This is a genomic window from Lysinibacillus sp. NPDC094403, from assembly GCF_050278745.1.
In the GTDB taxonomy this organism is placed as follows: domain Bacteria; phylum Bacillota; class Bacilli; order Bacillales_A; family Planococcaceae; genus Lysinibacillus.
Map to the genome: position 1 here is coordinate 366,906 of NZ_JBNNTL010000001.1, position 16,454 is coordinate 383,359.

Here is a 16,454-nt window from a genome sequence, read left to right on the forward strand (position 1 = left end):
TACCCGCGTGCAGAGTGAATACCCGCGGAAGCAGAGCGAATACCCGCGTGCAGAGTAAATACCCGCAGAAGCAGAGCGAATACCCACGTGCAGAGCAAATACCCGCGGAAGCAAAGTGAATACCCGCGTGCAGAGTGAATACCCGCGGAAGCGAAGAGAATACCCGCGCGAAGCCGGAGAATACCCGAGTGCAGAGTGAATACCCGCGGAAGCAGAGTAAATACCCGCGGAAGCAAAGTGAATACCCGCGCGAAGCAGAGCGAATACCCGAGTGCAGAGTAAATACCCGCGGAAGCAGAGCGAATACCCGAGTGCAGAGTAAATACCCGCGGAAGCAGAGCGAACACCCGCGTGCAAAGCGAATACCCGCGCGAAGCCGGAGAATACCCGCGGAAGCAGAGTGAATACCCGCGCGAAGCCGGAGAATACCCGCGGAAGCGAAGCAAATACCCGCGGAAGCAGAGCGAACACCCGCGTGCAAAGCGAACACCCGCGTGCAAAGCGAATACCCGCGTGCAGAGTGAATACCCGCGCGAAGCAAGAGAAAATACTTATAATTAAAGTCTCTCATTGTTCTATTAAGAATAGTGAGAGATTTTTTTATCTCATAAAGAAATTCCCTATGTTGCGCAGTTACAGTTTGTAAATACTTTTCAATAGATGGAGGTTTCACGGCTTGCTTTTCCTGACAGCTAGCACCACAAATACTAACAATAATAATGTTTTTGGCATACTATCCTCCTTTTATGGCTGAAGATGTAGGGGGAGATGGAATGTTTTTTTGAATTCCCTATAAATTACATGGCATTGCATTCAAATTTTGTAAATGCTATGGTGGTAAATGAGGTGAATTTCGTGGAAAAATTTGATATTGCAATTATTGGTGCAGGTCCTGGAGGATATGTAGCAGCTATTCATGCAGCGAAAAATGGTAAGAAGGTCGCTTTAGTAGAGCGCGATAAAGTAGGAGGGGCCTGCTATAATGTTGGCTGTATTCCTTCGAAAATTTTATTGGAGCATAGTAAGCTCATTCAAGAGATAAAACGTGGTAATGATTGGGGTATTGAAACTCCTACAGTAAATGTGAGTTTTCAACGATTGATGAAACGTAAGGATGCCGTTATTGATGAGCTTTTATCGAATATTGAGGGCTATATTTTAAGCAATCAAATTACCTTTTATCGAGGAGAAGCGGCAGTAGCTAAGGATTTAACTGTAACTGTTGGTAGTGAGACCTTTACTGCAACGGATATCATTTTGGCAACCGGAAGTAAACCATTTGTACCACCATTTAAAGGCTTAGAGACGTCTTCCTATTATACAACGGATACTTTTTTTGATATCAAAGAGTTACCAAAGCAGTTAACAATTATCGGTGGAGGCGTTATTGCAGTAGAGATGGCATTTAGTTTAGCGCCACTTGGAACAAAGGTGACGGTGCTGAATCATAGTGAGGATATTTTACAGACAGAAGAGCCTGATGCACGCCCACTTATTCGCGAAAAGATGAAAAAGCTTGGTATTGAGCTTGTGATGGATTTCCAATTTGAGCATTTTAATGGCAATGAAATTCATACATCTAAAGGAATTTATACATATGAAAATCTTTTATTTGCAACAGGTCGACGCCCGAATACAGAAATAGCTCAGCAACTTGGTCTAGCATTCGATGGTCGATTGATTGCTGTCAATGAGCGTCTTGAAACAAGTCAGAAACATATTTATGCTATAGGCGACTTAGTTGGTGGTTACCAGCTTGCTCATTCGGCGAGCGCTGAGGGAATTTATGTTGTAGATCATATTTTAGGAAATAAACCAGCACAAATTGATCAAACATCGATTCCACGCTGTGTTTATACACATCCTGAAATTGCTACATTTGGTTTACTAGAAGAGCAGGTAAAAGAACCTTATACGGTGACTCAAATGCCTTTACATACAAATCCCAAGGCATTAATGGAAGGAAATACAATGGGATTTATAAAACTTATTGCGACGAAAAAGGAAGGACGTATTTTAGGAGCTTGTGTTGTTGCTGATGGGGCAACAGAAATGTTAAATGCTATTTTAGCTACTAAAAATGCTGGTGGTACTGTCCATACTCTCGCAAATATGATTTTCCCACATCCTACAGTATCAGAGCATATTGGGGATGCTGCAAAAGGTATCTTTAATAAAGCCATTCACCAATAACTATCAAAATCTACATTCTTTAACGGAAACGGAAGGTTAACCCTCTCGTTAGTGGAATGTAGATTTTTTAAAACCTATTGACTTTGTATGTTATTATGTTAAATTAAATTTATAAAATTACTTGGTATTAAAAAGTTGACTAGACATCTAGAGGCTTCTAATTTACGTAACAGATATCCATCCGACGTAAATATAGGAGCCCTTTTCTATCTCCATTAACAGGCAGTAATTTATCTGTACCGATAGAAAAAGTTTGGTGGAAGATAAACTTCCTGTAAAAACGAAATTGGTAAAGATCCAAATCAGTGATCTCTACTGACTAAAGGTTCTCTTTATGCGGAAAGAATTGGCAAATATATAGCTTAAAGGAGTGGCTAATATGATAAAAGCAGTTATTATTAATGGCAGTAATTCGAGAAATTCACGCGTAACGGCGATTCATGAAAAGGTGGAAAACTACTTACAAGCGCAAGGAATAGCGGTACACACAAATTATGTACATGAACTACCTGCTAAGGACTTAATTACGGCAAATTTTTCAAGTGAGGCCGTCATTTCAGAAAATAAACAGGTTGAAGAAGCAGATATTATCGTAATTTTGACGCCCATTTATAAAGCTTCATATACAGGAATATTGAAAACTTATTTAGATTTGTTGCCGCAGAAAGCATTGCTTGGAAAGATCATCTTACCAATTGCTGTAGGTGGCTCTATTGGACATTTACTCGCATTAGAATATGCATTAAAACCAGTTTTAGCTGTATTAGGAGCTACAACTATTGCACATTCTGTTTATATTGTTGATAAACAGATTATTCGGCTTGAAGATGGAAGCTTTGCCATCGAAGAAGAAGCTATCAACCGACTTGATGTAGAATTAAAACAATTACAGCAAATTGTATTTGTAAACTGAAAAATCATTAAGTATGAAGTTAGCCATTACCATAATCCCCAAGGAGTCGCCTAGTCTCCAATCAACTTATATAAACGGCATAAGTTTAAACAAATGACATCCACAATTTTTGGTGATGAGATATGAAGTACAAAAAATAGCGCATTATAGGAAAGGCCCCCCTATAACGCGCTATGATTAATATACTTCAGGTTCTTCTTTTTCTTCACCCGGTATTGTAGTGAGATATAAGAAAGCCTCATCTTGCAATAGCAGTAATTTTTCTTCACAAATACCGTGCGCCAATGGTCCAGAAAAAATAGACTCCCACCAAGTTCCTGTTGTTGTTGTCATTCATCTACGCCCCCGTTTCAATTTTTCAATATGTAGTTGTAAAATTCTCATAATCACAAAACCATCAACAGTTCTTCTAACTTTTTTTACATACTTTCATCCCACCGATTTAAGAAAGAGGAAATTTGGTTGTCAATGTTGTATCGTATAGACAAAGATAGTTTGTTTCGAAATGAAAAAACTATGTATGCCATTTTAAAAAAGGGGTGCTTTTATTATGAATTTTACGTCACAAGATGTAGAAAATATGATTACAGAACAACGTCAATTTTATTTTTCACGAGCGACGAAGAGTACAAAATTTCGAAAAGAACAATTAATAAAATTGAAGAAAGCCATTTTAAAATATGAAAAAGAAATTTTGAATGCTCTATATTTAGATTTACGAAAAAATGAGTTTGAGGCATATGCAACAGAAATTGGCATTGTTCTAGATAGTATTTCTTATTTGGTAAAGCATGTTGAAGAATGGATGGAACCAAAAGCTGTAAAAACACCGATTCAATACCAGATGGGAAAAAGCTTTATTGTAAGAGAACCATATGGAGTAACATTAATCATTGGTCCTTTCAATTATCCATTCCAGCTTGTAATGGAGCCCTTAATTGGTGCAATTGTTGGTGGTAATACGGCTATTGTAAAACCATCAGAAACATCTGTGCATACAGCAGCAATCGTTAAAAAAATTATTGAAGAAACGTTTAATCCTTCCTATGTGCGAGTTGTAGAAGGTGAAAAAGAAGAAGTGACGGCACTTATTCATGCATCCTTTGACTATATATTTTTTACAGGGAGTGTAGCAGTCGGTAAAGTTGTTGCAAAGGCAGCAGCGGAACGATTAACACCAATTGCCCTAGAACTTGGTGGGAAAAGTCCCGCAATTGTCGATCAAACAGCCAATTTAGAAGTAGCAGCGAAAAGAATTGCGTGGGGTAAATTCGCAAATACTGGACAAACTTGTGTGGCACCAGATTATGTCTTTGTCCATAAAGATGTCTATGAACGATTTATGAAAATATTGAAAGAGACTATTCGTTCCTTCTATGGCAAAAATGCATTAAAAAGTCCTGACTACGGCCGTATTGTGAATCTAAAACAGTTTGATCGCTTACAGCAAATTATAGTAGAAGAACGTGATGCAATTACATTTGGTGGTAGAACAGATCGTGATGATTTGTATATTGAGCCTACAATTGTTGAATATGTAAAATGGTCAAGTCCTTCGATGCAGGATGAACTATTTGGTCCGATTTTACCTGTGATGATGTACGATGATTTACCGCTTGCCATTCATCAAATTCGTCAGTTACCAAAACCTTTAGCGGCATATTTTTTCTCAGAGCATGAGAAAGCTATCCAGTACTTTTTAGAGGAATTACCATTTGGTGGCGGATGTATTAATGATACGATTACACATGTAGGAAATTTACATTTACCATTTGGCGGTGTCGGGCCATCAGGAGTAAAAGCATACCATGGGAAGGCAAGCTTTGAAAACTTTACCCATCCAAAATCTATATTAAAAAAATCTTCGAAGCTAGAGACGAATGTCCTCTTTCCCCCTTATAAACAAAAGGTTAAGCTTGTGCGAACTATTATGAAATAGTGAAAAGGAGGCGTCGGATCACTAAAAGATCTTTGACGCTTCACTTTTTTAGTAGTCACATTAACCAAGCTTCATACATGAATCAGTTACAATTGTCGATAAATGTTGATTTTTGATAAGTCAGGTAAATTTCGGCTCTTAGATTAATAATTGGAGATGCTATTTATATAAGTTGATTTCCGTTCCAGCTGGACGCCCCCAGAAAAGCGCCCTGCCGGAACGGAAATCAACCCCACGTGATGGTGATAAGCTAAATTTCAGTGAAATATTAAAGATATATCAAAATGATAGCGTTTTCATTTAAAAAACATCTTAAGAGACATTTTATTTATGAGCGAATAAGTAGTAAAATAAATTCAATAGAATGTGGGGGTATTCATATTGTCATTTTTTGTCGAATAAACAACAAATGATGAAATGAATGTAAGAGATTGATTGGAGGACTATGAAATGTATGCAGAGGAATTGTTGAATGCATTACCTTTGAAAAAAATAATTGGAGTGTTACCTGACCAAGTAAGTGATATTGTAATTGATTCGCGAAGTGTGCAACCAAATAGTATGTTTGTTTGTATAAAAGGTTATACAGTAGATGGTCATGACTATGCACAGAAAGCAGTTGATGGTGGCGCAACAATTGTTGTGACTGAACGACATTTACCATTAGGTGAAAATATTGCGCAGGTCATTGTGAAAGATACGGATCGAGCAGTTGGCTTGTTAGCTGCAAAGTTTTTTGACTATCCATCGAAAGATATGACAATGATTGGCGTAACAGGGACAAATGGAAAAACATCAGTATCGGGTATTATTCAAAATATAATGCATGGTATGGGCGAGAAATCTGCACAATCAGGAACAATTGGCTTTAATTTAAATGGTATTTTATATGAGTCAGCAAATACTACAAGCGATGCATTATCGACTCAACAAATGATTTTCCGTGCAAAAATGGAAGGCTGCCGATTAATGACTATGGAGGTTTCTTCACACGGTTTAGCTCTAGGACGTCTAGCTGGCGTAGATTATGATGTAGCCATTTTTACAAATCTTACACATGATCATCTTGATTTCCATGGGACGATGGAGGAATATGGCCATGCGAAGGGCTTATTATTCTCTCAACTTGGACAAGACTTAGAAAAGAATAAAATGGTAGTGTTAAATGCTGATGATGTTTGGTCAGAGCGCTATGCAGCGATGACACCATTTCCAGTATGGACATATGGCTTAAAAAATGAAACAGCTGATTTCCGAGCTATTAACTGTGAATATCATGATTTCATGACATCTTTTGACGTTGATATGCCAGAGGGAATATACCATGTGAAAATGCCTTTACTTGGGGAATTTAATATATACAATGTGCTGGCTGCTATGGTTGCTTTTTATGGTCGTGGTTATTCAATGGAATCAATCATTGAGCAAATTGAGCAATTGCCACCAGTAAAGGGACGCATGGAGAAAGTTTGTTCAGATTTACCTGTGCAGATTTTTATTGATTATGCACATACACCTGACGCAATTGAAAAAGCGATTTCATCAGCCCAACCATATAAAAAAGGCAAGCTTATTTTCCTAGTTGGTACAGGTGGCAATCGTGATAAATCGAAACGTCCAGCGATGGCAGAAAAGGCGTCAGCCGCTGATTACGTTATTTTAACAACAGATGACCCACGCTATGAAGATTACGATAGTATTACAGGTGATCTTGCCAAAGGGATGCTACATGAGCATTATGCATGTATAGGAGACCGTGCTGAGGCAGTGCGTCATGCAATCGAGATTGCTGAACCAGGGGATATGATTATTTTTGCTGGTAAAGGCCATGAAGATTACCAAATTATTGAGAATACTAAATATCCGCATAGTGATGCAGATATTGCAATAGAAGCTGGCCACTTAAAATTTGTATAATATATGATCTCCAATGAGGATATTAGAGCGTACTTGATAGTGTGAACACAATGCATGCAATAATGCGGCAAGTTCCCCATACTTAGAGAACCCTTTTAGTTAGTACTAAAGGGTTTTCTTTTTGGGTACTTTTGGTGAATGTCACGATGTTTACAATCGAGTGCAGCCATCGAGATTTTTGAGGAAGCTATACATTATGCCTCGCCAAGATCGAAACCTCTTTTTTGGGGAATTCATGTAAAAAGGTTGTAAGAGAGGCAAGTCTTCTTTTATTATTATTAAGTATGAAAAAAGGAGAATGACGAGATGAATTTAAATTTAGAAAAAGATATATTATCGCGTCGAACTTTTGCCATTATCAGTCACCCTGATGCTGGTAAAACGACGATTACAGAAAAGCTTTTACTATTTGGTGGTGCGATTCGTGATGCCGGTACGGTAAAAGGAAAGAAATCAGGTAAGTTTGCAACATCTGACTGGATGGAAATTGAAAAGCAACGTGGGATTTCTGTAACCTCTTCAGTTATGCAATTCGATTATAGTGGTTCACGTGTCAATATTTTGGATACACCGGGTCACCAAGATTTCTCGGAGGATACGTATCGTACATTAATGGCGGTGGATAGTGCTGTCATGGTTGTAGATGCTGCCAAAGGTATTGAAGCACAAACTTTAAAGCTATTCAAAGTTTGTAAAATGCGTGGTATTCCGATTTTTACTTTTATCAATAAACTAGACCGTCAAGGGAAGGAGCCACTTGAGCTAATTGAAGAGCTTGAGGAAGTACTTGGCATTAACGCTTACCCAATGAACTGGCCAATCGGTATGGGTAAAGAGTTTTTAGGTATTTATGATCGTTACAATAAACGTATCGAGCAATTCCGTACTGAAGAAGAAGAACGTTTCTTGCCAATTGATGATAATGGGGAACTTGCAATCGAGCACCCAATGAAGGTGACTTCTTATTATTCACAAGCGATGGACGACATAATGTTGCTCGATGAAGCGGGTAATGCGTATTCTGAAGAAAAAATTCGTCGTGGTGAATTAACACCTGTTTTCTTCGGTTCAGCTTTAACAAACTTTGGTGTGCAAACATTCCTTGAAACTTATTTACAATTTGCACCAACACCACAGCCTCGTATTACTGAGGATGAACAATTTATTGATCCAGTTGAGCATGGAGAGTTTTCAGGCTTCATCTTTAAAATTCAGGCGAATATGAATCCTGCTCACCGTGACCGTATTGCCTTTGTACGTATCGTATCTGGTAAATTTGAGCGTGGCATGAACATGACTTTATCCCGTACAGGTAAATCATTCAAAGTGACACAATCTACACAATTCCTTGCTGATGACCGTGAAACTGTAGATGAAGCTGTTGCTGGTGATATTATTGGTTTATATGACACAGGTACTTATCAGATTGGTGACACAGTTGTAGGTGGTAAAAAGACATTCCAATTTGAAAAATTGCCGCAGTTCACACCAGAGCTATTCGTTCGAGTAACTGCTAAAAACGTAATGAAATCTAAGCAATTCCATAAAGGGATTTTACAATTAGTGCAAGAAGGCGCCATTCAATATTATAAAACATTGCATACAGAAGAAGTTATTCTGGGAGCAGTTGGTCAATTACAATTTGAAGTTTTTGAGCATCGTATGAAAAACGAATATAATGTTGAAGTGAAGATGGAGCCAATTGGTTCGAAAATTGCAAGATGGATTGAAAACGAAGAAGATGTTAAAGAATCGATGTCTTCAGGTCGTTCAATGCTTGTAAAAGACCGTTTTGATAATCTTGTTTTCCTATTTGAAAATGAGTTTGCTATGCGTTGGTTCGCTGATAAAAACGAAAACATTAAACTGTATAGCCTTTTATAATAAAAAACACGAATCGACATGTTGCGATTCGTGTTTTTTTACAAGGAAAATTGGAGCTATATGTAGAATATATACAGTATTAGGAAATTTAAGACTGAATGAAAAGTCTCTAGGGAAGAATGTATAAATATATAAGTTGATTGGAGTGGAGACTGGGCGACTCCTTGGGGATTAGCGATAGAGGAACGAAGGCTAAAAGCATCACATCCTGTGATAACGCCTTCGTGACCAACAACGAAGCGGCTCATCGGACGCCCCCAGGAAGCTTTGCTCTGTGCGAAAGCGTAGTGCTAACGTAGCGGCAGCAACAAATGTTTTCTGCGCGAAAGCGAAGCGACAGCGATAAAAGCGCCCAGTCGGAACGGAAATCAACCCCACGTGATGGCGACGACCAAATTTATAAAACATTCTGCTTTTCGGGTATTATAGAAAGGAAGAGATAGAAAAGGAGCTTGTAACAGTGAACATTAGTAATTTTTCTATTAAAAGGCCTGTTTTTACATTAGTTACGATGATATTAGTCATTATATTAGGTGGCGTTTCATTATTAAAAATACCTATTACGCTTATTCCAGAATTACGTCCACCAATAGGCATCGTTGTTACCAATTATCCTGGTGCAAGTCCAACAGAGGTTAATGAGAAAATAACGAAGCCTTTAGAAACAACGCTTGCCACCTTACCAGGGATAAAAAAACTACAGTCTACCTCTCAAGAAGGATCCAATTTAATTATTCTCGAGTTTGATTGGTCGACCAATATTGAAGATGCTCAGCTCGATATTTTACAACGAATCGATATGACTCCTTTACCGAATGGTGCTGAGAAACCTAACTTTTTAAAATTTGATCCATCACAATTTCCAATAATACAACTTTCACTGCGGGCGGAAAATGATAATGTAGATGTGCGTTTACTGGCGGAAGCCTTGGAAAAAGAACTTCGTCGAACGGCTGGTGTCGCAAGTGTCAATATTTCAGGTAAGCTGGTAGAAGAAGTTCAAATAACTTTAGATAAATCGAAGCTAGTTGAAAAAGGATTAACCCAAGCAGATATTATTCAAATTATTCAATCGAGCAATGTCTCTCTTCCTGGTGAACCAGTGTTAACAGCAGATGGGAAGATGTTAACTACTCGTATTTTAAGCACTTTAAATTCGCCAGAAAGCATTGCGGATTTAATCATTTCAGTAAATCCTCTAGATGGTAAAGCATTAACAGTTGGAGAAGTAGCAACTGTTGAACGCGTAGAGCAAAAATCCGTAACTACTACCCGAGCGAATGAGCATCCTGCAGTATTAATGTCTGTGTTACAGGAGTCAGGTGCTAATACGGCAGAGGTATCAAAAGCTTTTAAAGAAGCTTTAAATGAATTATTAACGAAGAAGCAATATCAAGGAATCGCTGCAGACGTGCTAGTGGACCAAGGGAACTACGTGGATTTAGCGATTAGTAATATCGGATCTTCTTTACTTCTAGGTGGATTATTCGCAATGTTCGTATTGTTTGTCTTTCTACGTAGTGTGAAAAGCCCTATTATCATTGGCATTGCGATTCCATATTCAGTGATTGTTACATTTGTTTTAATGTTTTTTGCAAATTTCTCGCTCAATATTATGACATTAGGGGCATTAGCACTTGGCATCGGTATGCTGGTTGATAATGCTATCGTTGTTATTGAAAACATTGAACGACATTTAGGACTTGGCAAGGACCCGATAGTAGCAGCTAAGGAAGGGACGAGGGAAGTGGCACTTGCGATTACGGCTTCCACTCTAACTACTATTGCGGTATTTATTCCAGTAATGTTTATTGAAGGATTAATAGGTCAAATTTTCACAGAATTTGCATTAACTATTTCCTTTAGCTTAATTGCTTCATTAGTCGTTGCGTTAACAGTTGTCCCAATGCTTGCAAGTCGTCTTTTAAAAATGAAATCAACGAATATTTACGAAAAGCGTAATGAGTCATCCTTTTACAAGAGCTATAAAAAATCAATTATTTGGGTATTGCGTCATCGTATGCTTGTACTAATCTCAGCAGTTGTCTGTTTTGGACTTGCATTGTTTGGGCTTATGAAAATGGGCACAGAGTTTTTACCGCCAACCGATGAAGGATTTGCATCCATTAGTGTAAATCTTGAAAAAGGGGTAGCTGTATCAGAAACAGAAAAAGTTGTTGCGAAAATTGAGGAACGCTTGAAACGGGAGAAAGATGTTGACGTATATGTTAGCTTAATCGGCGGTACGCAGCAGGCACAAGCACGAGGGCAAACAAGTGCAAACCAAGCAGAGCTATATGTAAAGCTTGTGCCTGTAGCAGATAGGGACCGTTCGATTTTTGAATTTGTGGAAGAGGTTGAGCGAGATTTGCATAAAGAGCTAGGTGAGCAAGTTGAAATTAACTTCAATGTCTCAACGACAACCGGTTCGTCACCAAATACATTAACGTTTAGGCTAACAGACTCGGATGAGCAAAGACTTCATAGCTCTGTTGATAAGGTGCAGCAGGAGCTATCAAAAGTAAAGGCCATCACAAAAGTATCTACGGATTTAGATATCACTGTCAAAGAAATTCAAGTCGAAGTAGACCGAGAAAAGGCGAAAGACTACGGATTTGTACCTGCGCAAATTGCTCAAACGGTCAATCAAATGACAAAGGGTCAGCTAACTACGCAAATAATGGCAGGGGATGGTGCTGTATTGCCTGTTTATACAGGCTTTGGACAAGTGTTTAATGATAGTATCGAGTCATTAAAATCGATGCAGCTTCGTTCACCTGCTGGTTTATTTGTAAAGCTAGAGGACATTGCGACTGTTTCTATACAGGAAGGACCAGTATCGATAAGACGTTCTGATCAGGCGGCTGCGGTTGCATTTTTTGTCGAGTATGAAACGAAGGAATCACTAGGTGGCATCTCAGCTAAAGTGGACAAAGCATTGGAAAAAGCAGATTTACCATCTGAAACTCAAGTTGTCTTTAGTGGAGATCGTGAACTTTATGATAGTGCGATTAATGATATGCTTTTAGCCGTTGCATTAGCAATAGTGCTTGTATATATCGTAATGGCTGCACAATTTGAATCATTCAAATATCCATTCGTTATCATGTTCACAGTGCCATTAATGATTATTGGCGTTGCAATTGCAATGTTTGCTACGAACACGCTCATTGGTGTGACATCTGTTATAGGCATCTTAGTACTAGTTGGAATTGTCGTGAACAACGGGATTGTACTTGTAGATTACATTAATCAACAAAAGGCTAGTGGAATGGCGACGTATGATGCAATTTTACTTGCTACACAAGATCGACTTCGACCAATTTTAATGACGGCACTAACAACAATCTTAGGATTGCTACCACTTGCTCTTGGTATTGGTGAAGGAACAGAGATGAATCAACCGATGGGAATTGTAGTTATCGGGGGACTTGTGACATCAACTTTGCTGACATTATATATTGTACCGATTATTTACAGTCTAATGGATAAAGAAACTAGGAAGATGCGGTAAGTTCAGGGGGGATGAGAGATGGGGGTTCATTTTTTTACAGGGTTTCCGGGTTTTATTTCAAGTCAACTAATTCGAGAGTTGTTTCGAAAAAATCAATCGCAGGAAGTAATCGCAATTGTTTTAGCTGGTGAATTAGTAAAGGCGAATTTTGAAAGAGAAAATATACTAACGGAGTTTCCTAACTGTTCTATTCATATTGTAGAGGGCGATATTACATTACCGAATCTCGGTCTAGAAAACCAAGCTATACAGGAAATTGTACCTCAAATTGAGGTGCTCTGGCATCTAGCTGCAATTTATGATCTAGCAGTACCACGTGAACTAGCATGGAAGGTCAATGTGCATGGTACGACGATGGTCAATGATTTTGTTCGAACACTTCCGAACTTAAGACGCTATATGTATTTTAGTACGGCGTATGTAGCAGGAACACGTGAAGGTGTTTTGCGTGAAAACGAACTAATTCGCCCTCCTGCATTTAAAAACTATTATGAGGAAACAAAATATGAAGCAGAGCATCGAGTGGAGGATTTGAAATCAGAAATACCACTGACAATAATTCGCCCTGGCATAGTTCGTGGACATTCTGAAACAGGAGAGACTATTAAATTCGATGGGCCCTATTTCTTTTTAAATATGGTGGATAGATTAAAATGCCTTCCGTTTATCCCGTATATTGGTCAATCGAAAGCAACAATAAATGTGGTGCCAGTGGATTATATTATAAACGCTTCGACTTATCTAGTTGATGAAAAATGTGCTGAAGGGATAACTTTGCATCTAACGGACCCAAAACCGCATCCTGTGCAGGAAGTGTATCGTACGATGGTAAAATTATTAACTAACCATTATCCTAAAGGGCGATTACCGTTAACTCTAGCAAGATTATCTTTACAAGTGCCATGTATTAGAAAAAATCTAAGGGTTGAGCAAGAAACTTTAGACTACTTAACTTGGAATGCTAAGTTCGATACATCAGAAGCAGTTACTATTTTGAAAAAGGGTGGTATTACATGCCCCGATTTTATACAAACTATGCCTAGAATGATTGATTTTTATTTAGCACATAAAGAAGATAAAAGCTATCAAATTCAGATAAAGTGAGTAGCCCGTAGCGGAAATCAGAGCCTTCTTTTAAAAGTAGGGGTAGATAATTTTGCCACTCATATATGATAGTGCTATAATAAGTTAACAGAAGAAGAACCTTCGACGTTTTGTCAAAGGGGAGTAGCTAACAGATACGAGCGATGTATCTGGATCACATTCGTCATTACATGGTTATTACCATCGGGTGTGATAAGCGAATAACTCTATGCTAGCGGTATTCAGCTTCTAGTAATAGAGATAATTATTTGCTTAGCGAGACCTTTGCCTTTTATAGGGCAGAGGTCTTTTCTTTTGTACTCATATAGTAATGACTATTTTGGGTATACAGAGCATTAGAGGAGGCACATGAATGGAATCAATTTTATTACAATACGGTTGGGTACTTATTGTACTTATAGTATTAGAAGGGTTATTAGCAGCAGATAATGCAGTTGTAATGGCGGTGATGGTGAAGCACTTGCCACATGAGCAACAGAAAAAAGCATTATTTTACGGATTATTTGGCGCGTTAATTTTCCGATTCTCTGCACTCTTTGTCATTACAGTATTAGTGAATTATTGGCAAATTCAAGCATTGGGAGCAGCTTATTTATTATTTATGTCTGGCAAAAATATATATGATTTGCGTTATAAAGGGCATTCAGAAGAAGTATCTAACGATAAAGCGAAGAAAAAGGGCTCTGGTTTTTGGATGACAGTGATGAAGGTAGAGGCAGCGGATATTGCATTTGCTATTGATTCTATGCTTGCTGCAGTTGCCATTGCTGTAACTTTACCGAAGTTAGGGAACTTTGAAATTGGTGGCATCAATGGTGGGCAATTTATTGTCATGTTACTTGGAGGATTTATCGGAGTCATAATGATGCGATTTGCGGCACAATGGTTTGTGAAAATATTAAATGACTATCCTTCACTTGAAACCGCTGCGTTTTTAATTGTAGGTTGGGTAGGTGTGAAGCTCGTTGTGTTAACTTTGTCACATGAGAAGGTGGGCATCTTACCTGTAGAGTTTCCGCATTCTACTGTGTGGGAGTTAACTTTCTGGATTGTATTAGTTGCCATCGCACTTGTAGGCTATTTAGTAGGGGTTCGTAATAAAAAATAAAGCTCAATAATAGTTTAGAGGAATAGTCGTATCTATTCCTCTTTCTTTTTTTATATATTTTTTCTATACTAGTATCTATCGAGTTTGGCATCATTTAAGGAAGGGGTTGTCAAAGTGCCCTGGAAAAGATCAAAAAATAGACTTGTAACACCTTTTCAGGTACTTGTTTCTTATTATTTTATAGCTATAGCGATTTCCTTCCTGTTACTACGACTACCAGGCGTTCATCAAGAAGGTGTTAAAGTTTCATTATTAGATAGCTTGTTTACAGCAGTAAGTGCAGTTAGTGTAACAGGATTAACAACATTCAATATATCTGAGAGCTATACAACATTTGGGCTCGTGATGGTTCTTGTTATTTTACAGCTAGGGGCAATTGGTATTATGTCACTTGGTACATTTGTTTGGTTACTTGTTGGGAAGAAAATTGGTATGCGTGAGCGTCAGTTAATTATGATTGACCATAATCAATACAATTTGTCAGGGGTTGTTCAATTAATTCGAGAAATTTTGAAAATATTAATTGGCATTGAAGCGATTGGTGCGATTATTTTAACTTTGCACTTTACCAATTATTTTGATACTTGGGAAGAAGCCTTGATTCATGGTGTCTTTGCCTCCGTCTCTGCTACTACAAATGGTGGTTTTGATATTACAGGAATGAGTTTACTACCGTTTCATAACGATTACTTTGTTCAATTGATAACTATGGTACTCATTGTGCTTGGTGCTATAGGATTCCCTGTACTAATAGAAGTGAAAACTTTTTTACTCCATCGTCATGAGAACTTTCGCTTTAGTTTATTTACTAAAATAACAACTTCCACATATGCAATTCTATTTGTGGTAGGGGCTGTCGTTATCTTTTTGCTCGAATCATTCCATTCGTTTAAAGGGATGTCTTGGCATGAGGCGCTTTTTTCTGCAATGTTCCATTCGGTCTCGACCCGATCAGCCGGACTAGCAACCTATGATGTAACATCCTTCAGTGAAGCGACAGATTTTTTTATTAGCTTTTTAATGTTCATTGGTTCTTCACCGAGTTCAGTTGGTGGTGGGATACGTACAACAACGTTTGCAATGGCCATTCTATTCCTAATTACTTTTTCACGAGGTAGAGAGGATATTCAAGTATTCGGACGTGAAATACATTTAATTGATGTTTTCCGCTCGTTTGTTGTTATTTTGTTGGCATTTTTTATGGTATTAGTTGCGACAATCATTTTACTCATTACGGAGCCACACGCATCGCTCATTCAAATAATTTTTGAAATCACATCAGCGTTCGGAACATGTGGGATGTCTTTAGGAATCACCTCCGATCTATCGGTAATCGGTAAAATTATCATTATGATTTTAATGTTTATTGGTCGTGTCGGTTTAATTTCCTTCCTTTACACTCTTGGTGGTGGAGGTAGAGGCAAAAAATCAAGTTATCACTATCCTAAAGAGCGTGTAATTATTGGGTAAATTACTAGGAAATTAAAAAAGAGCTGATTGAGCTCTTTTTTAATTTCCTTAATATATTCTAGTTAAAAAATTGAGGAATTTAGAGATTACCTTGGTAGGAAATCTATCCATAAAAAAGTGTCTAGATTGTTTAATTAGCTAAAAAATTGGTTTCGCCACAGAATTGTCGAAAAATTTGAAATTATTTTTCCTGGTTAATATGGCTGTTTGGTGGGTAATATTTACAATAATAAGGTATTAATGAGTTGAGAATTTCGTACTAAGCTTTTTTAGGATAATTGTAATACCTCTAATAATCTCTATTAACCGCAATAAATCTATGACTTTAACTTACAATAGGCTCAATTAAAAAGGTAATTGTTTGGTTTTTATTTTCGGTTTCTGAAAAATTTAAGAATTCTTTATGAATGAA

Annotated in this window: 10 protein-coding genes; 9 read left to right on the forward strand and 1 reads right to left on the reverse strand. The window is 37.8% G+C overall.

Translation table 11 applies throughout. The features are described from left to right. Positions 1 to 855 precede the first annotated feature (855 nt). The gene (gene lpdA / locus ACQKMV_RS01615) at positions 856 to 2,193 is read left to right on the forward strand and encodes a dihydrolipoyl dehydrogenase (RefSeq protein ID WP_427502093.1); all 1,338 of its coding nucleotides are present in this window, start codon (positions 856 to 858) and stop codon (positions 2,191 to 2,193) included. Positions 2,194 to 2,572: 379 nt separating this feature from the next. Further along, positions 2,573 to 3,106 (forward strand): NADPH-dependent FMN reductase, encoded by a 534-nt coding sequence (gene ssuE / locus ACQKMV_RS01620; RefSeq protein ID WP_427502094.1) that lies wholly within the window; start codon positions 2,573 to 2,575, stop codon positions 3,104 to 3,106. 177 nt (positions 3,107 to 3,283) lie between these two features. On the opposite strand, the gene ACQKMV_RS01625 is transcribed toward ssuE, so the two are convergent. Continuing rightward, positions 3,284 to 3,439 (reverse strand): hypothetical protein, encoded by a 156-nt coding sequence (locus ACQKMV_RS01625; RefSeq protein ID WP_427502095.1) that lies wholly within the window; start codon positions 3,437 to 3,439, stop codon positions 3,284 to 3,286. Positions 3,440 to 3,656: 217 nt separating this feature from the next. Between ACQKMV_RS01625 and ACQKMV_RS01630 the strand changes: the two genes are divergently transcribed. From ACQKMV_RS01630 to ACQKMV_RS01660, 7 genes are all read left to right on the forward strand, one after another. Continuing rightward, a complete protein-coding gene (locus ACQKMV_RS01630) occupies positions 3,657 to 5,045 on the forward strand; it encodes an aldehyde dehydrogenase (protein WP_427502096.1) in 1,389 nt (462 codons plus the stop codon). A 450-nt stretch (positions 5,046 to 5,495) separates the two neighbouring features. Continuing rightward, positions 5,496 to 6,962: a UDP-N-acetylmuramoyl-L-alanyl-D-glutamate--2,6-diaminopimelate ligase gene (locus tag ACQKMV_RS01635; RefSeq protein WP_427502097.1), complete on the forward strand. Its 1,467-nt coding sequence runs from the start codon at positions 5,496 to 5,498 to the stop codon at positions 6,960 to 6,962. A 306-nt stretch (positions 6,963 to 7,268) separates the two neighbouring features. Then, positions 7,269 to 8,846: a peptide chain release factor 3 gene (locus ACQKMV_RS01640; RefSeq protein WP_427502098.1), complete on the forward strand. Its 1,578-nt coding sequence runs from the start codon at positions 7,269 to 7,271 to the stop codon at positions 8,844 to 8,846. A 460-nt stretch (positions 8,847 to 9,306) separates the two neighbouring features. Then, positions 9,307 to 12,360, forward strand: a complete 3,054-nt coding sequence (locus tag ACQKMV_RS01645) for an efflux RND transporter permease subunit (protein WP_427502099.1) — start codon at positions 9,307 to 9,309, stop codon at positions 12,358 to 12,360. An 18-nt stretch (positions 12,361 to 12,378) separates the two neighbouring features. Beyond that, complete coding sequence (locus ACQKMV_RS01650) at positions 12,379 to 13,464, forward strand: SDR family oxidoreductase (protein ID WP_427502100.1); 1,086 nt, start codon at positions 12,379 to 12,381, stop codon at positions 13,462 to 13,464. Between the two features lie 352 nt (positions 13,465 to 13,816). After that, on the forward strand, positions 13,817 to 14,572 hold the full coding sequence (locus ACQKMV_RS01655) for a TerC family protein (protein WP_427502101.1): 756 nt from the start codon (positions 13,817 to 13,819) through the stop codon (positions 14,570 to 14,572). 114 nt (positions 14,573 to 14,686) lie between these two features. Continuing rightward, complete coding sequence (locus tag ACQKMV_RS01660) at positions 14,687 to 16,042, forward strand: TrkH family potassium uptake protein (protein WP_427502102.1); 1,356 nt, start codon at positions 14,687 to 14,689, stop codon at positions 16,040 to 16,042. The last annotated feature ends 412 nt before the right edge of the window (positions 16,043 to 16,454 follow it).